This is a genomic window from Promicromonospora panici (assembly GCF_900608595.1).
In the GTDB taxonomy this organism is placed as follows: Bacteria; Actinomycetota; Actinomycetes; order Actinomycetales; family Cellulomonadaceae; genus Promicromonospora; species Promicromonospora panici.
Genome location: NZ_UWYY01000013.1, coordinates 111,598 through 130,787 on the forward strand (window position 1 = coordinate 111,598; position 19,190 = coordinate 130,787).

Annotated in this window: 11 protein-coding genes; 6 read left to right on the top strand and 5 right to left on the bottom strand. The window is 73.4% G+C overall.

Annotated features, from left to right (window positions below; translation table 11 throughout):
• Positions 1–26 precede the first annotated feature (26 nt).
• From EW117_RS16510 to EW117_RS16530, 5 genes are all read left to right on the top strand, one after another.
• Complete coding sequence (locus EW117_RS16510) at positions 27–3,728, top strand: DUF4132 domain-containing protein (protein WP_129787803.1); 3,702 nt, start codon at positions 27–29, stop codon at positions 3,726–3,728.
• Between the two features lie 93 nt (positions 3,729–3,821).
• Positions 3,822–4,937 (top strand): ATP-binding protein, encoded by a 1,116-nt coding sequence (locus tag EW117_RS16515; protein WP_129787804.1) that lies wholly within the window; start codon positions 3,822–3,824, stop codon positions 4,935–4,937.
• The gene (locus EW117_RS16520) at positions 4,934–7,729 is read left to right on the top strand and encodes a DUF5682 family protein (RefSeq protein WP_129787805.1); all 2,796 of its coding nucleotides are present in this window, start codon (positions 4,934–4,936) and stop codon (positions 7,727–7,729) included. Before EW117_RS16515 ends, EW117_RS16520 begins: the two co-directional genes overlap by 4 nt.
• Positions 7,726–8,967 (top strand): VWA domain-containing protein, encoded by a 1,242-nt coding sequence (locus EW117_RS16525; protein ID WP_242504334.1) that lies wholly within the window; start codon positions 7,726–7,728, stop codon positions 8,965–8,967. Before EW117_RS16520 ends, EW117_RS16525 begins: the two co-directional genes overlap by 4 nt.
• Positions 8,964–10,967, top strand: a complete 2,004-nt coding sequence (locus EW117_RS16530; protein WP_129787806.1) for a hypothetical protein — start codon at positions 8,964–8,966, stop codon at positions 10,965–10,967. The genes EW117_RS16525 and EW117_RS16530 overlap by 4 nt, the downstream gene beginning before the upstream one ends.
• 69 nt (positions 10,968–11,036) lie before the next feature.
• Here the strand turns inward: EW117_RS16530 and EW117_RS16535 are convergent, their stop codons facing one another.
• Positions 11,037–12,503 (bottom strand): HNH endonuclease signature motif containing protein, encoded by a 1,467-nt coding sequence (locus tag EW117_RS16535; RefSeq protein ID WP_277986471.1) that lies wholly within the window; start codon positions 12,501–12,503, stop codon positions 11,037–11,039.
• Between the two features lie 404 nt (positions 12,504–12,907).
• Between EW117_RS16535 and EW117_RS16540 the strand changes: the two genes are divergently transcribed.
• The gene (locus EW117_RS16540) at positions 12,908–14,740 is read left to right on the top strand and encodes a bifunctional 3'-5' exonuclease/DNA polymerase (RefSeq protein WP_129787808.1); all 1,833 of its coding nucleotides are present in this window, start codon (positions 12,908–12,910) and stop codon (positions 14,738–14,740) included.
• Positions 14,741–14,750: 10 nt separating this feature from the next.
• Here the strand turns inward: EW117_RS16540 and EW117_RS16545 are convergent, their stop codons facing one another.
• The 4 genes from EW117_RS16545 to EW117_RS16560 are packed head-to-tail and all read right to left on the bottom strand — an operon-like array spanning position 14,751 to position 19,115.
• The gene (locus EW117_RS16545) at positions 14,751–16,061 is read right to left on the bottom strand and encodes an aspartate aminotransferase family protein (RefSeq protein WP_129787809.1); all 1,311 of its coding nucleotides are present in this window, start codon (positions 16,059–16,061) and stop codon (positions 14,751–14,753) included.
• A gap of 18 nt (positions 16,062–16,079) precedes the next feature.
• Positions 16,080–16,790 carry a 5'-methylthioadenosine/S-adenosylhomocysteine nucleosidase gene (gene mtnN / locus EW117_RS16550; protein WP_242504335.1) on the bottom strand — a complete coding sequence of 237 codons (711 nt, stop codon included), beginning with the start codon at positions 16,788–16,790 and terminating at the stop codon, positions 16,080–16,082.
• The gene (locus tag EW117_RS16555; RefSeq protein ID WP_129787900.1) at positions 16,787–17,260 is read right to left on the bottom strand and encodes an S-ribosylhomocysteine lyase; all 474 of its coding nucleotides are present in this window, start codon (positions 17,258–17,260) and stop codon (positions 16,787–16,789) included. Before EW117_RS16555 ends, mtnN begins: the two co-directional genes overlap by 4 nt.
• A 31-nt stretch (positions 17,261–17,291) precedes the next feature.
• Positions 17,292–19,115: a SulP family inorganic anion transporter gene (locus EW117_RS16560; protein ID WP_129787901.1), complete on the bottom strand. Its 1,824-nt coding sequence runs from the start codon at positions 19,113–19,115 to the stop codon at positions 17,292–17,294.
• Positions 19,116–19,190: the final 75 nt, after the last annotated feature.

Genomic DNA, 19,190 nt, shown 5'->3' on the forward strand with positions numbered 1-19,190 from the left:
GCGAGATGACACAGAGGACGGCAGACGTGGCGGAGCCGGCACCGGGAGCGGAGACGGGGGCGGGGGCGGGCGGCGCCACGTCGCTGGAGGCGGCATACGGTGACGCGCTCTCCCCGCTGCGGATCAAGGGCGAGGACCTGTTCGAGCAGGCGGTGGGGTTCGTGCGGGACGGCACGACGCCTGAGGTGGTGGCCGCGCTCAGGACCGCGAGGACCGGCGACGTCGATCAGCTGATGAACAAGCCGGCGGCCCGGATTCCCGACTTCAAGGTCCGCGGGACCCTGGTCCAGCAGGTGGCCGCTCTGCACCCGGGCTGGGAAGCAGGGGCGGGCGTGGCAGCGCGCGGGACGATCTACGCCACGGCGGCAGCTCCTGCCCTCGTGCGGCTGGGCCACCTGCTCGACGCGGTGACGACCGGCAAGGTGTTGCCCGAGGAGGCACCCCGGTGGCTCTCGCTGCTGATGTTCGACGCGGGGAGCTCGCAGGACACCGACGAGCGCTGGACCCACGGCTTCCTGGTGTCGCTCGCGCGCGAGGGCGGTGTGCCCGAGGACGAGGCCGCACCGCTGGTCCTGCGCGTCATGCTGGAGAACGGGTACCACTGGACCGAGGCCTTGGGCGCGGCCCTCGCGACCCGTGCGGACGTGCTGCCGCAGGCGCTGGAGTCCCTCAGCGAATGGGGGACGCAGACGTTCCTGCGCTGCGCGAAGCGGGACCTGCCGCGGCACGGCGAGCTGGTCGCGGCGCTCGCCGCCGACTCTCGTGAGCGCGTGCGGTCCGCGGCCCGGGACCTGTTGTCCGGCCTCGACGGCGCCGACGAGGTGCGGCTGCTCGCGCCGCACCTGGTCACTGCACCACTCGACCGGGTCGGCGGGCTCCTGGCACGCGTCTCGTCGCTCCCGGGCGGGCTGTCCGCGATCCGGGAGGCGATCAACGGCGCCGGCGGTGAGGCTCCCCGGACCCGGCTGCTCCGCCAGACGCTGGAGCGTGCCGAGGCGCTTCTCGCCGATCGGGTGGAGGTCACCGTCCCGCCGTTCGAGCCGGAGCCGGACATCGTGCTCGGCGACGAGCTCGTCGTCGCGGCCCGTGCCCTCCTGGACAGTCAGACCGCGAAAGCCGCCGAGCAGCTCCGCGCCGCTGCGTCCGACGATGCGGCCCGCCAGGCGGACGACGACCTGACCTTCCTCCGCGGCATCACGGATGCGGAGCTCCGCGCCGCCGTCCGACTGATGAACGACCACACGTTCCGAGTCGGGGTGTGGGCGGACGGTAAGGATGGGCGCCCCACCCAGGCGACAGCGAGCTGGCTCATGCGACAGGTCGTACGGCTGCCCGCGACGACGCTGGTGGCCCGGGTACGGCTGCTGCTCGCGTACCACGGCCGTCCGGAGCGGGCGACCTGGTGGCTGGACACCGCAGCCCCGGACCTCGGCGACCTACGGGCCCTGGAGTCGGCGTTCGTCCGGTGCGGGGTCGCCGACACCGAGCGGCTGATCGACGACCTCGTCTTCGAGCAGAACCGGGAGTCCGGCTGGCCTGCGGCGTCGGACATCTGGCCCTACTTCGCGGAGCATCCCGACCTGCTCGTGGCGCGGCTGACCCCGGGCGACGACGACATCAGGTGGGACTTCGCCTTCGACCGCGCACTGGGCATCCTGCGGGCGTTCCCGGTGGCGCCCACTGCCGTGCTCCCACGGCTCGGCGAGCTCGCCCTGAGCGGGGGCAAGGGGCTCCGGGCCGCGGCACAGGGGATACTGCGCTCCCATCCGGGCGCACGGCGCCTCGGCGAGCAAGGCCTGAGCGAGAAGAAGGCGGAGATCCGGGCTTCGGCGGCGGCCTGGCTGGCGCGGATCGGCGACCCGGCGGCCGTGCCGGCGCTGCGCGCCGTGCTGGCGAAGGAACGCAAGGAGGCCGTGCGGGCGGCGCTGCTGTCGGCGCTGGAGGCCCTGGGTGACGACATCTCGGCCGACGTCGCGCCGGATGTGCTGTTCGCCGAGGCCACCAAGGGCCTGACGGGTCAGGTTCCGCGCGAGCTGGAGCGCTGGTTCCCGTTCGGGCAGCTGCCCGAGGCGCGCTGGGCGGACGGCACCGTCGTTCCGGCCGAACTGTTGCGCTGGTGGGTGGTCCTGGCCTGCGCGCTGAAGGATCCCAGCGGCGAGGGACTGTTCGCGCGGTACGTCTCGATGCTGGACCCGGAGTCCCGGAAGGCGCTCGGGTCGTTCGTGCTGAGCGCGTGGATCGCGCAGGACACGATCCATCCTCCGGTCGAGGCGTCGAGGGGGTTCGCCGAGGACGAGGCGCCGCGCCGGTACGAGAGCCACCAGTGGATGGCGCAGGCCTATCCGCGGGACTACGCGTCGCTGGCGGAGATGTCGGTCGAGGACCATTACAACGCGCTGTTCCGGCAGCACCAGGGGCAGTACCTCGCCTCGGCGGTGAAGGAGAAGGGGCTGCTCGCCCTCACGGTCGGGATGCCAGGCTCCGATCTGGCCGCGGCCGCACAGCACTACTTCAGGGGGAACAAGGGCCGCCGGGCGCAGGCGGAGGCGCTCGTGCGCGCGCTGGCCGCGAACGGGGACCAGGCCGCGGTGCAGCTTCTGCTGGCGGTGTCGCGCCGGTTCAGCCAGCGCAGCGTCCAGGAGGTCGCGGCCGGGCTCGCGCAGGACCTCGCCGACCACCGCGGCTGGGACGCCGACCAGCTCGCCGATCGCACGGTGCCGACCGCGGGGTTCGACGACGATGGCGTGCTGCGCCTCGATCTCGGCACCTCCGACGGCGGGGCGTCGCCGGAGGAGGACCGGGTGTTCACGGGTCGTCTCACGAAGACGTTCACGCTCGAGCTGCGCAACCCGGAGGGCAAGGTCGTCAAGGCACTGCCGGCCAAGCGCTCCTCGGACGGCGACGCCTACGGCGAGGCGAAGAAGCAGCTGACGGCGAGCCGGAAGGAGCTGAAGGCCGTGGTCGCGGCACAGACACAGCGGCTCGTGGAGGGCATGTGCTCTGGCCGCACGTGGGGCGCTGACGAATGGCGCGAGTTCGTCCTGGGGCACCCGCTCATGTCGCGCCTCGCGGCGCGCCTGGTCTGGGTCGCCGCATTGCCCGACGGCGGCTCGGGCGCTCTCGGCAACAGGACGCCAGGCGCCGTCTCCTTCCGGCCCGGCGACGGCGGCGCGCTGATCGGGGTCGACGACGGCGACGTCGTGCTGCCCGACGGAGCGAGGGTTTCGGTGGCGCACGCCGTCACGCTGCCAGGCCCCGGGCCGGACACGGAGGCGTGGCGCGAGCACTTGGCCGACTATGCGATCACCCCGTTGTTCGATCAAGGCTTCGGGTCGGACGCCGTCGGGCTGCCGCAGCTCTCGGTGGGGGCGACCGAGATCGCGGACCACCGGGGGTGGCTGTCCGACTCGTTCGCGATCCGCGGGCGAGCGGCCAAGCGCGGCTTCGTGCGACCGGAGTCCCGGGACAACGGGTGGTTCGACCGCTACGTCAAGGAGTACCCGAGCCTCGGCGTCACTGTGGAGATCGGGTTCACGGGCTCGACCGTCCCCGAGGAGAACATTCCTGCGGCGGTCACCGAGCTTGCCTTCCGGCGTTCCGGGAGGCCGGGGCCCGTCCGGGTCGCGGATCTGCCCGCCGTGCTGGTCGCGGCGTCCTACCAGGACTACGTGACAGTGGCGCGGGCGGGCGGTTTCGACCCGGACTGGGAGAAGAAGAGCCAGTACTGAGCCGGCGCGTCACCGCCCGAACCATCGCCACCCAGCCATCCACCCAGCCATCCATCCAGCCAGCACTGCCAGATGCGAGCACCGAAGGAAGTCATGACCATCACTGAAACCGCCACCCCGGCCGAGATCCGCCCGCCCGCCGAGGTCCGCTACGCCGGCGAGCTCGCAGCGCTCGACGCCTGGGACACCGAGCGCGGCCACGAGCGGCCGCCCGGCTGGCGGCTGAGCCCGCGGGCCGTGCGGGCGTTCATCATCGGCTCCGAGGAGCTCGGGGTGCGGCGCAAGTTCTACGGTGACGACCCGCTGGTGGACCGCGCCGTCGTCTCGCTGATGGGGCGGCAGGGGCTGATGCTCGTGGGCGAGCCCGGTACGGCGAAGTCGATGCTGTCGGAGCTGCTGTCCGCGGCTGTGTCGGGCACGTCGACCCTCACGGTCCAGGGCACCGCCGGGACCACCGAGGACCACGTGCGGTACTCGTGGAACTACGCGCTCCTGGTGTCCGAGGGGCCGAGCGAGCGGTCGCTCGTGCCGTCGCCGGTCTGCACGGGCATGCGGGAGGGCCGGGTCGTGCGCTTCGAGGAGATCACGCGCTGCGCCCCCGAGATCCAGGACACCCTCGTGTCGATCCTGTCGGAGAAGCAGCTCATGGTCCCCGAGCTCGGGCCCGACGCCCGCGTGGCCGCTCGGCCCGGCTTCACCGTGATCGCCACGGCGAACCTCAAGGACCGCGGCGTGCACGAGATGTCCGCGGCGCTCAAGCGCCGGTTCAGCTTCGAGACCGTGGCGCCGGTGCGCGACCGCGCGTTCGAGATCGAGCTGGTGCAGCACCAGCTCGAGGCGGAGCTCGGGCCGGACAGCGGCAGGCCCGCGGTGCCGCTGGACGTCCTGGAGGTGCTCGTCACGGTGTTCCAGGACCTGCGGACCGGCAGCACGCGCGAGGGCGCGCCCGTGAAGCGGCCCGAGACGGTCATGTCCACGGCGGAGGCCGTCAACGTCGCGGTCGCCGCGTCCCTGGAGGCCCGGTACCTCGGCGGCGGCACGGTGACCGCGGCGGAGGTCGCGCGCCAGATCTCGGGGGTGGCGCTCAAGGGTGAGGAGGAGGACGCGCGCCGGCTGCGGCACTACGTCGACAACGTGGTGCGCGAGCGCGCCCGGAACGACAAGCGCTGGAAGGCGTTCTTCACGGCAGCAGAGCCGCTGTGGCGGTGAGCGGCGGCGTCGCGGTGAGCGTCGGCACGGGCCGGCGCACGGACGCCGTCTGGGAGCTGGCGCCCGAGCGCCTGCGCGCGGCCGCCGACGCCGTCGGCAGGCTGCGGGACGAGCGCGGCATCCACTTCGCACCCGTGCGGCACCACAGTCCCGCCTGCGCGGTGGCGGTGCGCGCCGCGATCGAGGAGCTGCGCCCGGCGGCCGTCCTCATCGAAGGGCCGGAGGAGTTCTCGCGGCTCATCCCGGACCTGCTCCACGAGGAGACGCGGCCACCGATCGCGGTGCTGAGCCTCGGGGGCTCGGGATCGAGTGCCGGGTCCGGCGCGAAGGCCCGCGACGCCGAGGACGAGCCGGAGGGCGCCGGCTTCTACCCGCTCGCATCCTTCTCCCCGGAGTGGGTGGCGTTGCGCGCCGGGCACGCCGTCGGTGCGGAGCTCGCGTTCGTCGACCGTCCCTTCGGCGAGCGGTCGGCTGCGGAGCGGGCGCTGTCGGGGTCCGCTGCGCCCGGGCCGGAAGGATCTGGAGAGAGCGGCATCGAGAACGGCGCCGCGAGCGGCACCGCGCGACCGGACCCCTTCGCTCGGACCCTCATGTCCGAGCGGTACCTGGCGCACTCGGAGGCGATTGCCGCGCTCGCGCGTCGCATCGGCTGCCGCGACCACGACGAGGTCTGGGACCAGCTCTTCGAGGCCCGGGCGAGCGCCGAGCTGGCTGACTGGCGGACCGTGTTCGACGACGTCTTCGCGTGGTCGGCGCTCGCGCGTCTCGACTACGAGGAGGGTGTGCTCGCCGGCGAGGGTTCGTTGGACCGCGAGGCGCGGATGGCGGCCAGGATCGCCGAGACGGTCGACCGGCTGTCCGCCGACCGCCTGACCGACGGCGGAGCCGGCCCGGTGCTCGTGGTGACCGGTGCGTTCCACACGCTCGCGCTGGTCGAGGCGCTGTCCGGTGCGCCAGAGGGTGCGCCGGTTCGTGACCGGCAGCCCGAGGGCGGCTTCGGCCCGACGGCGCAGGGTGAGGCGTGGCTGGTCCGATACGACCACGAGCGGCTCGACGGGCTGCGCGGCTACGGCGCGGGCATGCCGTCGCCCGGCTACTGCGAGCGGCTGCACGCGGCGCATCTCCGGGAGCTGCGCCTGGCGCCGGAGTCGGTGTCGCATCCGGCGTCGCAGTCAGCGTCGGCACAGGCCGGTCCGATCGGTGCCCGCGCCCTCGCCACGGAGATCCTGGTCGACGTCGCGCGCGGTGCGGCCGGCCGCGGGCACGGGGTGAGCCTGCCGCAGGTCAGCGCGGCGGCGGAGTCCGCCGTCCGGCTCGCGGAGCTGCGCGAACGCAGCTTCCCGTGCCGCACGGACCTGCTGGACGCGGTGCGGTCCTGCTACGTGCAGGACGACGGCGGCGTCGGCGGGCCGGGCGAGCCCGAGCGGCCGCTGGGGCTGGCCATCGCCGAGGTGTTCGGCGGCCGGTCGCTCGGCGACGTGCCGCCGGGCAGCGCGTCGCCGCCCCTCGTGCGTGACGTCCGGGACCGGGTGCGGGCCGTGCGGCTCGTCATCGACGACTCGGTGCCGCGTACGACCCGCCTCGACGCGCGCCGGACGGCGTCCCATCGGGCGAAGCGTCAGGTACTGGCGCTGCTCGACTTCGTGGGAGCCGGCTTCGGGCAGCTCGTCTCCGGTCCGGACCATGTGGCGGGCCGCGGGCTCGGCCTGATCACCGAGGAGTGGCAGTACTGCTGGACGCCCCTCGTCGAGGCGCGTCTGGTGGAGCTGGTGCACCTCGGCGCGACGCTGGAGGCGGTGGCTGTCGCGCGGCTGTACGAGGCGGAGGGCCGGCTGGCGGGCACAGGAGCCGGGGCCGCGGCCGGGGCGGGAGCCGGGGCCTCGTCGGTCGATGCCCTCGCCCGGCTCGTGGCGCAGACACTGGTGATCGGAATGGGCTGGCACCTGCCCCGGATCGTCTCGCTGCTGCGCACCACCCTGGACACCGACCGTGACCTGAGCTCGGTGGTGTCGGGTGCGCGGCGCCTGCTCGGCCTGTGGCACGCGCGGGTGGAGCTCGGCGCCGAGGAGCATGCGCGCGAGCTGCTCGACCTGGTGAGCCAGGCGCTCGCGACGGCCGCCTACCTGGTCAGCGACCTGGGCCGGACGCGAGCCGAGGACGAGGACGCCGCCATCGGCACGCTGATCGACCTCCGCTCCCTGCTCCGGGACGCGGCGGCAGCGGGCGACGGCGACCAAGGGGGAACCGGTGGGGAGATCCGCACCGCCGTCGTGCGTGAGCTCGCCCGCCTGCGGGACGACGGGGACACCGCGCCGGCCGTGGCGGGCGCCCTGCTCGCCCTGGGCTTCACCGACGGCGAGGTGCCCGACGACGTCCTGGTCACCCGGGTGCGCGGCGCCCTGACCGCCGGCGCGGACCCGGGCACTGCGGTGCGGTTCCTGGGCGGCGTGATGCGCGCGGCCCCGGACCTGATCCTGCACACACCGGAGATGTTCGACGCAGTGGACGACGCCCTGCGGGCGCTCCAGGGCGACGCGTTCCTGGCCGTCCTGCCGGACCTGCGGCGGGCCTTCACGTGGTTGCGCCCCACCGAGACGCACCGGCTGGCGAAGCGAGTGGCCGAGCGCACGGGCGCTCGGGTGGACCAGGTGGACGTGCGGGTCGCGCTGTCCGAGGAGGACCTGGCGGCCGGCCTCGCCCTCGACCATGAGCTGGCGGCGGTGCTGGAGCGGGACGGGCTGGCCCACTGGGTCGGCAGCCCCGGAGCCGATACGACACGAGGAGAAGCATGAGCACCACCGGCTCCGGGACGCCTGGACCCGCCACTACCGAACCTGCCGGCACCGAACCCGCCGGCACCGAACCTGCGATGGTGATCTCCGACGACGAGGCGGCCCGTCGCTGGCGGCTGGTGCTGGGCCGGTACGCGGCCGACCAGCTCTCGGTGGGGCAGCAGGACGCCGGCCTCGAACGGTCCCTCCGGTACCTGTACGACCGCGAGTACACGGCGCGCGGCCACCGCGTCGGCCAGGGCGGGGACGACTCAGGGCGGCCAGGCAGAGGCGCTGGTCTCGGCGGGTCCCAGCCGCACGGCGTCGACGTGACCGCGCTCGGCTGGCTCAACGAGGCGGGCAGCCTGTTCCCGCGCGAGACCTTCGAGCGCATGCAGGTCGACGCGGTGAGCCGGTACGGCCTCACCGAGCTGCTGCAGGACGACACCGCTCTGGAGACCCTCGAACCCTCGCGCGAGCTCGCCGTCGCGATGCTGCAGGTCCGGGGCGCCCTGAACGACCGCGCGGCGGCCGGCCTGCGCCGCATCATCCAGCGGGTCGTCGAGGACATCGTGAAGCGGCTGCGGACCCGGTTCACGACGGCGGTCAACGGCCGGATCGACCGGTCACGCCGCTCGATGCATCGGGTCGCACGGAACTTCGACTGGAAGCGCACGCTCCGCGCCAACCTCGGCCGGGTCGACGCCGACGGCCGCATGACGGTGCAGGACGTCCGCTTCTCCTCCCGGGCGAAACGGACCCTGACCTGGGACGTCGTCCTACTCGTCGACCAGTCGGGGTCGATGGCCCCGTCGTTGCTGTACTCCGCCGTGTGCGCGGGAATCCTCTCGGGGCTGCCCGGGATCAACGTGCAGCTCTACCTGTTCGACACGTCGGTGGTAGACATGTCGCACGTGGCCGACGACCCGGTCACGGTGCTGATGACCGCGCAGCTCGGCGGCGGCACCGACATCGCGCGGGCCGTGCGGCACGCGGAGCAGCAGGCCCGCAACCCGTCGCGGACCGTGGTTGCGCTCGTCAGCGACTTCTACGAGGGCGGATCGGTGTCGAACCTGCTTGCGACGGTGCGGCGGATGGCGTCGTCGGGCGTCACCATGCTGGGGCTCGCCGCCCTGGACGAGGCGGCGGAGCCGGTCTACGACCAGGGCACCGCGCGGCTCCTCGCCGAGTGCGGCATGGAGGTCGCCGCGCTCACGCCGGAGCGGTTCGCCGAGTGGCTGGGGGAGGTGCTCTCGTGAGCGACCGGAGAACTCTCGCCTGGGCCGCCCCGTATGCAGGCCTGGACGACGACGCGCTCAAGGCCCTCGGCAACCCGGGCCTGCTGCGCCGCGCTCGCAAGGCCACCGTGACCGAGGTGTCCCACGACCCGAAGGGCGCGGTGCTCGACGTGTCCGGGGCGTCCGTCCGCGTGGACGACCGCGGCCCGGCGGCCGTCTCCTGCGACTGCCCGACGGCGGGCGTGTGCCAGCACGTCCTGACCGCCTGCCTGTGGGCGATCCAGCTCGCGCCCGACGCGCCGCCGCAGGGCGATGTCACCGTGGTCGCGCAGGCAGTGCCCAAGACGCCTGGGACGGCTGGGACGGCCGGCACGCCTGGCGCGTCTGTCCCGCCCGGCGCGCGTGAGACGTCGGCGGCGCGCGGACCGTCAGAGGCCGTGCAGAGGCGCCGCCGGGAGGCGCTCGCGGAGGTGCGCGACGTCGTGGGCCGGCTCATGTCGGGCGGTCTGTCCCACCTCGGCCCCGACGACGCCGAGTCGCTGAGCGCACTGGCCGGCCGGGTGCGGCTGGCCGGCTTCGAGCAGGTCGCGTTCGAACGGGTCGGCAGCGTGCGGTTCGACGGCCTGCTGCGCGTGGCCGGGGGCTTCGTGGCAGGCCTCGCCGGACGGGACGACGCCGTTGCCGAGTCGGACCTGCTCGACGCGTTGGCCGAGGTCTGGGCGATGTGCGAGGTGTTGCAGTGCGCGCTCGACACGGGCGGGACGGACCCGATCGGGACGGCCGGCGTCGGAGGCGCCACGACGAGTCGCAGGGGAAGGGGCGAGGGCGCAGGGGACGACGACGAGGTGGACCTCGCGCGATGGGTGCCGCTCGGCGTCAGGTGGTGGACCTCGCAGAGCGGGTCGCGCGGGCTGGCCTACCTGGGTTGGGACGCGGAAGCCGGCGCGACGTCCGAGACGGGCGCATCCGAGACAGGCGCATCCGAGGCGGGTGCCGGCCAGGTGCGGCAGGTCGTGACAGGCCGCTCGTCGGGCACGGACCCGAGATTCCAGCGCAGCTGGACCAGCCCGCTGCTGTGGGGCAGGTCCCTGAGCAGCCTGTGCGACGGTGCGCTCGCCCTCACCGGGGTGCGGCTCAGACCTGACGGCACGTTGGGTGCCGGCGGGAACCCGGTGGTCCGCCGCCTGGGCGACGGGCCTGACAGCGACGGGCCTGACAGCGACGGGCCTGACAGCGACGGGCCTGACAGCGATGGGTCGGACGGCGCAAGGTCCGACAGCGTTGGGTTCAACATGGACGAGCTCCGGGCGATCGCCGAGCGCACGGGCGCCGGCGTGGCGCCGCGCGACGTCGTCGGGTTCGGGCGGCGTCCGTCGAACGTGCGGCTGGTGCTCGTCCGCGACGTCGGCGAGATCGGGATCGACGAGGTGCGGCAGGAGATGACGCTCTCCGTCGTCACGTCGGACGGCGGCACGCGCGTCCTGCGCCTGCCGGTGGCGGGCGAGCAGGCGGTCGAGACGCTGCTCTCGGTCAGGTCGAAGCTGGTGGCGGTGACGATCGAGCGCTGCGAGGACCGGGACGAGCCGGTCGGCCTCTTCGTGCGGGACTCCAGTTCGAACAAGGGCGGCGCGATCAGGCTGATCAGCCCGACGGTCACCCCGGCGTGGTCGCTCGAGAACAGCTACTGGGACTTCTGGCGCAAGCGCCTCCGCAAGCTGAGGGCACAGGCCTCGTCGGCAAAGTCGGTCCGGTCCGTCGCGACGCCGCCGTCCCCGGTGCGCCGCGTGACGCTGCTGCTCGGCGACGTCCTCCTGGCCGCCGCGGCGACAGGGCGGCCGGCGCTCACCACGCGGCAGCGGTCCGACGTCGAACAGGCGCACGCCCTGGCCCGGGACCTCGGGCTCGCGACACTGGAGCGGACGGCCGGCGAGCTGTTGGCCGGCGACCTGACTCCGCCGGCCGTGCTGCACGCTGCGTTCGTGGTGGGCAGAGCCCGGGCGGTCGCGGACGTGGCGGGCTGACCGACGCGGCGGGCCGACTTGCGTCGCAGCACGCTGCTGCGGCCACGGCCGCGACCTGCCGGGTGCCGGTCATGCGGCGCGCCTCGACACGGCCGGCAGCGTGCCCGCGGGGGTGATCTCGCGGCCGTGCCGGTCGAGGAGTGTCCAGCCGGAGTGCCGGCTGCCGTCCGGGTTCCCGGTCCAGCGCATGGTGATGCCGGTGGTGTCGACGAGGTCATGGTGGTGGTAGCACAGCAGGGCGGAGTTCTGGACGCTGGTCTCTCCGCCGTCGGCCCAATGGCTTTCGGCGTGGTGGACCTCGCAGCGCCCGGGCGGCTGGGCGCAGTCGACATAGACACAATGCTTGTCGCGGGCGATGACGGCGCGGCGCATCTGCCCGGTGACGGTGCACTGTGCGCGGCCGACGTCGAGCACCTGCCCGTCCGGCCCGAAGACCACACGCGTCACCGCTGAGTCGCAGAGCAGGCGCCGAAGCGCGGCGGTAGGCACAAGCGACGCGGAGATGCCGAACCGAGCAGGCGCCGCAGTGACCTCGGTCAGTGTCGTCGGCACGTCGAGCAGGCCGTCGTCGTGGTGGTGGTTGCTGCTCCCGTCGCCGTAGTCGTCACCCTGCTCGTCGGGGTTGCCGTCGTCGTCTTCGCACCGGTCGCTGCCTGGGGGTGTACGGAACCGGGTGGTGAGGCGTGTGAGCTCGGTCCAGGAGACGGTCACGGTGACATGCGGTCGCACGGCAGCGCCGGTCCCGGTGTGTCCGTTGTCGAGCACGGTTCGTGCAAGGTCGGCAAGAGCCTGGGCGCGGCGCTGGGTCGGCGTGCGGTCGTCGCCGGGCGTCGGCGCCCCCATCACCGAGTCCATCGCGGCACGCAGTGCCTCGCCGTGCTCGTCGGTCAGGAACCCGTCGACGTGGTAGCCGCCAAAGGTCTTGGCCACGTCGAGGTGTTCACGCTCGGATGCCTGCTTGTAGCCGCGCTCGTCGGACTCCGGGTCGGCGACGCGCGCGAACCGGTCCACGAACCGGCGGAAGACGAGAGGGCCGTGCTGATCGGCCAGGTCCAGCAGTAGCTCTTCGCCGGTCGGACCGTGAGCCGTGCCCTCAGCCGAGCTGTCGGCCGGCTCCGCTGCGGGATCCCCGGCCGGGTCGTCCACCGGGCCACCGTCGTCGTCCGCAGCGTGGTCTTCGTCTGGCTCGCCCAGCACACTCGACCCTTCCGGGACAGTGGGCGTCGTGCTGGACGGCGTCGTGTCGACCGGAGCGAGGAGCGCCCGACGTCGCTCCTCCGACGTCGGGCCGACGTCGACCATGGTCCGTACCTGATCCATCCCGAGCCGTCCGTCCAGGGCGGCGGCGAGCGTGGCCGGGAGGCTCTCCAGGAGTCGTTCGGCGGTGAGGACCTCCCGGCCCGCGGTCCGCATGGTGACCCTTTCCCGCCGGGCGAGCCAGGTCCGAAACGTCCGCGAACCGTCGAGCGCCCACATGCCGTCAGCCTCGATGCGGGGCAGCCATGTCATCCGGAGTATGTCCAGCTGCGAACACACCGCGCGCAGCAGAGGCGAAACAGCGGTGAGACGGGAGCCGATCCCGGAGCCACTGCCCAGGTCGGCGCTGTCCAGCGCCGCCGGACCCGCCGCGCTGATCAGCTCGCGGGTCAGGCCCTCAAGGTCCGCGACGATCGTCTCGAGCGAGCGTGCGCCTGAAGGCGCATCGCGCTCGGCTGTGCCAGCACCATGCGGCTCACCTCCTCGTAGTCCCGAAGCGCCAGCTCGGTGCCGGCAACACGTCGAGAATATCGAACAGCTGTACCCATCGCGAGGCAAATTTGAAATCTGTGGATAACGTATCGGCGCCCAACTCGTGCGTCGGTAACTGGTTCAGACTTCGACCGGATCACGACCGGGCCGCCACCGGGCCGAGTGTCAGAGGCTCACGGCAGACTGAGCCCGTGCACACGGTGATCTCGCGAGAACCTTCGGGCATCGGCCTCCGGCCGGTGTCCGACGCCGGTGCGCCCGCGGGGGAGCCGCGCACCGTCGAGGCGGCCCGCCTGGCCCAGGAGGTGGCGGCCGACGAGGCGGCCCGCACGCGCTGGACCTGGGACGACACCAACAGCTGGTACCCGGCGCTCCTCGCCGACGGCGTCCGGGTCGACCGGGCGCACGACCTGCGGCTGGCGCACGCGATCCTCCGGGCCTCGGCGCTGTCGGCGCGCACCGCCCTCGCCGAGGCGGGCCCCACCGCATGGGACCGGCTCGCGCCGGTCCCACCCCCGGGCGGCCCGACGGCGGCCGCGCTGGTCCGTCCGGATCGGCACCCCGGCTCCGAGCCGCTCTTCGAGCTCGGCGAGATCGCCGCGCCGGCTCGCTCCGAATCGACCACGGGGGATCGTGGTGAACCTGGCGAACGGTCGGGCAGCGCGCGCGAACCGGACGGGTCCCTCGACCCCGCCGCCGAGCTCACCGCACAGCTCACGGCACTCAAGGACAGCACCGACCCGGGCCGCCTCCGGCTCCTTCTCGCGGCAGAGTCCGCGGGGTCGCTCGCGGCCGCCGAGATGCACCACGCCGGGCTCCCATGGCGCGGCGACATCCACGACGAGATCCTCACCGAGGCGCTCGGCCCGAGGCCCCGGCCGGGCGCGCGCCCGGCGAAGCTCGAAGAGCTGGCCAACCAGATCCGCGCGGCTCTCGACGCCCCGCCCACGCTCAATCCCGACTCCCATCCGGACCTGCTGCGCGCCATGGAGTATGCCGGCGTGGGTGCCCGCAGCCTGCGCAAGTGGGAGCTGGAGAAGCTCGATCACCCGGTGATCGCCCCGCTCCTGGAGTACAAGGGGCTCTACCGCCTCTACACCGCGAACGGCTGGAACTGGATCGACACCTGGGCACCAGACGGCCGGTTCCGCATGGAGTACGTGGTCGGCGGCGTGGTCACGGGCCGCTGGGCGAGCACCGGCGGCGGCGCGCTGCAGCTGCCGCACAACGTCCGGCGGGCGGTGGTCGCCGACCCGGGCTGGACCTTCGTCGTGGCCGATGCTGCCCAGCTCGAACCACGCGTGCTCGCCGCCCTGGCCCGCGACGAGCGCATGGCGGCGGCGGGCCGCAGCAAGGACGGCGCGAACACCGACATGTACGCCGGGATCGTCGCGACGGGCGCCGTCGACTCCCGCGAGCACGCGAAGGTGGGCATGCTCGGCGCCATGTACGGCGGGACCACGGGCGTCAGCGCGCAGGTGCTGCCGCGGCTCGCCCGCGCGTTCCCGCAGGCCATCGACCTGGTCGAGCGTGCGGCCCGGGCCGGCGAGCGCGGCGAGGTCGTCACCACCCGGCTGGGCCGCAGCTCGCCGCTGCCGGGAGAGTCGTGGGCCGCCACCCAGGGCTCCGCCTTCGACGAGGACGCCGGGGCCGACGCCCAGTCCCGCGCCCGCAGCCAGACGCGCTCCTGGGGGCGGTTCACGCGGAACTTCGTGGTCCAGGGCACCGCCGCCGAGTGGGCGCTGTGCTGGATCGCGTCGATCCGTCGTCGGCTCTGGGCGCTCGGCGAGGTGGACGGCTACACACCCGGGCTCGCGCCCGCGCCGTTCGACCGCCGTCCGCACCTCGTGTTCTTCCTGCACGACGAGGTGGTGGTGCACGCCCCGGCGGCGCTCGGCGACGTCGTCGCGCAGGAGGTCCGGGCCGCCGCAGAGGAGGCCGGCCGGCTGCTCTTCGGCGACTTCCCGGTGGACTTCCCGCTCAGCGTCGCGGTGACGGAGAGCTACGCGGACGCCAAGGGCTGAGCCGGCCCCATCAGCCGCGCACCGCCTCGTCGAGCACCGCCTTCAGCGACGCCTCCAGGATGTCCACCCCGGCGTGGAGGTCGTCCTCGCTGATCGTGAGGGGCGGGGCGATGCGGAAGATGCCGCCCATGCCCGGGAGCTGGACGATGTTCATGTGCAGGCCCCGCTCCAGGCAGGCCGCGGTGACCGCGCCGCCGAGGGCATCGGCGGGAGCCTTGCTCTCCTTGTCCTGCACGAGCTCGATGCCCTGGAACAAGCCACGCCCGCGGACGTCGCCGACGACCTCGTAGCTGTCGCGGAGCGCCACCAGCCGCTCGGCGAGCTGAGCACCCAGCCGCGCCGCACGCTCGACGAGGCGATCCCGCTCGATGACGTCGAGGACGGTCAGCCCGACCGCCGCCGCGAGCGGGTCGGAGACGTGAGTCGTGTAGAAGAGGAACCCGCGGTCGTGGCAGGCCTGCTCGATCTCGGCACTCGTGACGACCGCCGCCAGGGGCAGTCCGGCGCCGAGGGTCTTCGACAGCGTCAGGATGTCCGGGACGACGCCGTCCCGCTCGAACGCGTACATGGCACCGGTGCGGCCGAGGCCGGTCTGCGCCTCGTCGAGGATGAGCAGCATCCCGCGCTCCGCGCACATCTCCTTGAGCCGCCGCAGATACCCGGGCGGCAGGTCGATGATCCCGCCGGAGGACAGGATGGGTTCGACGAGGCAGGCGGCGAGGCTGCCGGCGGACTGCTGGTCGACGAGCGCGAACCCGTAGGCCAGCTCGGCCTCCCAGTCGTACGACCCGTCAGGCGCCCGGAACGGGGACCGGTACGCGTTGGGCGAGGGAAGGGCGAGATTTCCCGGGGTCGGGGGGCCGTAGCCGCGCCGTCCGGCGGAGAACGTGGCGGACGCCGCGCCCTGGGTCATGCCGTGCCACGAGCGGTCGAACGAGACGATCTCGTAGCGGCCGGTGAAGAGCTTGGCCATCTTGATCGCGGCCTCGTTCGACTCGGCCCCGGTGCTCAGCAGCATGGCCTTGCTCAGCGGGTCCGGCAGGGTCGCGGTGAGGCGGTCTGCCAGGTTCAGGACCGGGGCGCTGAGCATGCCGCTGAACAGATGGTCCAGCGAGGCGACCGCCGACGAGACCGTCGACACGATGTCCGGGTGCGCATGCCCGAGGATCGAGCTCATCTGCCCCGACGTGAAGTCGAGGATCGGCGTGCCCTCGCTGTCGAAGACGTAGGCGCCGGAGGCACGTTCGATGAGCCGCGGGGTGAAGGTCGGTCCGTAGCGGATCAGGAGCCGGTCGGCGTCGTCCAGGAACCTCGTGTCCATCGTCTCTTCCCTCCGATGTCAGGCGCCGAGCAGCCCGATCGCCGTGGTGACCACCCGCGCCGAGCGCTGCGCGGCGTCGTCGATGTGCGTGTGGAACTCGGTGCCGTCGGGCGCGCACAGGTCCGAGACGGCCCGCACCGACACGAAGCCGGTGCCGAAGAGGTAACAGAGCTGGGCGAGCGCCGCGGACTCCATGTCGATGGCGAGCATGTCGGGGAAGTCGGCGCGAAGCTGCAGCGCCAGGTCGGCGGTGGCGAACTTCTCGCCGGACCCGATGGTGCCCTCGCGCAGCACCTGCGCCTCCGCGGATGCCGCCTGCCGGACGGCGTCGGCGAGCGCGGGGGCGGCGTCGTACGCCTCGGGCATGCGCGGCACCTGCCCGAGCACGTACCCGAAGGCGCGGACGTCGGCTTCCGCGTTGACCAGCCGGACGCCCAGCACGACGTCGCCGACGGCGATGTCCTTCGCGAGCCCGCCGGCACTGCCCGCGCTGATCAGCGGCACGCCCGCGCCGTGCCGGAGGATCGCGGTCGTCCCCGCGGCCGTGGTGTTGACGAAGCCCATGCCGGTGCGCACCAGCACGACCGGCCGGCCGGCCAGGGTGATGCGCCGGTGGTCGGCCAGGCCCACGCGTTCCGGTTCGCCCACCTCGGACGCGAGGTCGAGGAACGGCGCGGCCTCGTCGTCCATCGCGACGAGCACGACGGCGACGGGTGCTTCGGCGGTCACTGGGTCGGCTCGGCGTCGGAGGCGAACACCGTCGGCCACGCGTCGCGTGCCGCGAGGAACGTGGCGGCCGCCTCCTGGGCGCCGGCCAGCGTGTGGTTCGCTCCCCAGCCGCACTGCACCTCGTTGGCGGCGGGTACCTCAGTGGCCGTGAGGATGTCGCGCATCGTCGCCTCGACGAGGCCGAGCACGTCCTCGTAGGCGGGCTCGCCCTGCAGCATCAGGTAGAAGCCGGTCTGGCAGCCCATGGGCGAGAAGTCCAGGACGGCGTCGGAGTGGTTGCGGGAGTGCTCCGCGAACAGGTGCTCCAGCGAGTGCACGGTCGGCATCTCGAGGTGCGCGGTGTTGGGCTGCGTGAATCGCACGTCGTACTTGACGATCACGTCCCCTCCCGCGAGCTGCTTGCGGTCCGCGAGGCGCACGTACGGGGCGGCGACGGCGCGGTGGTCCAGGTTGAACGACTCGACGTTCATGCGGGGTGCTGACTCGGTCACGGGTACGAGCCTATGTCTTTTGCGCCGCCAGAACATGCGACCGGGCGTGCTCGACCGCCGCCGGGAGGTCGTCGAACAGGTGGCTCTCGTGCCGCAGCGTCCGGTTCAGGCCGACGGCCTCCAGCAGCTTGCGGTGCCGCGGCTGGATGCCCTTGACCAGCACGATGACGCCGCGCTGCTGGAGCTCCAGCGTCAGGTCGGCGAGGGCACGGGCCCCGGTGGCGTCCACGACGTGCAGGTCGGAGAGCCGCAGGATCACCACCTCGACGGGGTCCTGGAGGGTGTGGGCGGAGATCTCGCCGAGGATCCGGTCGGACGCGCCGAAGAACATGGCGCCGTTCAGGCGGAACAGCGCGATCCGCTCGTCGCCTTCGTGCGCGGCGCCGGGCAGCGGCTCGCGGTGTACCGACGCCGCCCTCGCCACGGACGCCAGCGCGAAGAAGGCGGCGATCAGCAGGCCGATCTGAACGGCGACGATGAGGTCGAACGACACGGTGATGATCGCGGTGACGACGAACGTGAGCGCGTCCGGCCGGGTCGAGGTGAGCACCGAGCGGATGGTCCCCGCGCCGATCATCCGGAAGGACGTCACCATGAGCACGCCCGCCAGCGCGGCCAGCGGGATGCGCCCCACCGGCCCCGTGGCCAGGTAGATCACGGCGAGGATCACCAGCGCGTGCACGACGGCGGCCAGGCGGGTGCGGGCGCCCGAGCGCACGTTGACCGCGGTACGGGCGATGGCGCCGGTCGCGGGGATGCCCCCGAACGCGCCGCTCGCGAGCGACGCGAGCCCCTGCCCCACGAGCTCCCGGTCGGGGTGGTAGGGGTTCTCCCCGCCCTGGTCGGTCCCGCCCTGGTCGGTCCCGCCCTGCGTGCTCGGCTGACCGGCGGCCGGACCGTCGGGCCGGCCCGCGCGCTTGGCCGACATGCTGGCGGCGACCCGCGCGGACAGCAGCGACTCGATGGCCGCCAGCGCCGCGATCGCGACGGCCGCGCCGGCGAGATCGCGGACGGCGTCCGGCGTCGCGTCGGGCAGCACCGGGAAGGGGAGCGAGCTGGGCAGCTCGCCGATGCGCGGCACCGGGGCGTCCAGCACCTCCGCGAGCGCGGTCACCAGCGCGACCGCGATGAGCGACGCCGGCAGGGCGCTCGACACCCGCGGCAGCACGAGCATCACCGCGGCGACGACGGCCACCACGGCCAGCGTCCAGATCCAGGTCGGCGTCGCGCTGCCGTGCACGACGCCGTCGACCACGCTGCCGTCGGCGACCGCACCCGACGGCCAGAGCGCCGCCCCGACCGAGCGGACCGCGGTGACCAGGGTGTTGTGCCCGGTCTCGGCCGCTACGCCGACGGCGGCCGGGACCTGCTGCAGGAAGATGATCGCCGCGATGCCGAGGGTGAAGCCCTCGACCACCGGCCACGGGATGTACGTGACCACACGCCCCAGCCGGAACAGGCCGCAGGCCAGCACTATCGCCCCGCCGAGCAGGGTCACGAGCGCCACCGAACCCACGCCGTGCTGCGCCACGATCGGGGCGAGAACCACCGCCATCGCGCCGGTGGGGCCGCTGACCTGGAGGTTCGACCCGCCGAACACCGCCGCGACGATGCCCGCCACCACCGCGGTCACGAGCCCGGCGGCCGGTCCCACCCCCGAGCTGACGCCGAACGCGAGCGCGAGCGGCAGGGCGACGACGCCCACGGTGATGCCCGCCAGGAGATCGGACCGGAGGGTGCGGGGACGCAGGTCGTAGTCGGCCTTGGAGGGCACGAGATCCCGTATGTCGGCGCGCTCCCGGATTGTTGCGATCAGCCTGGCGCGCTTGGTCATAGGCCCGCCGAAGCGGTGCTCGACGGTGTCCCCCACAAGTTAAGGACCGTAGCAAGATCACGGCCTGTTCGCCTG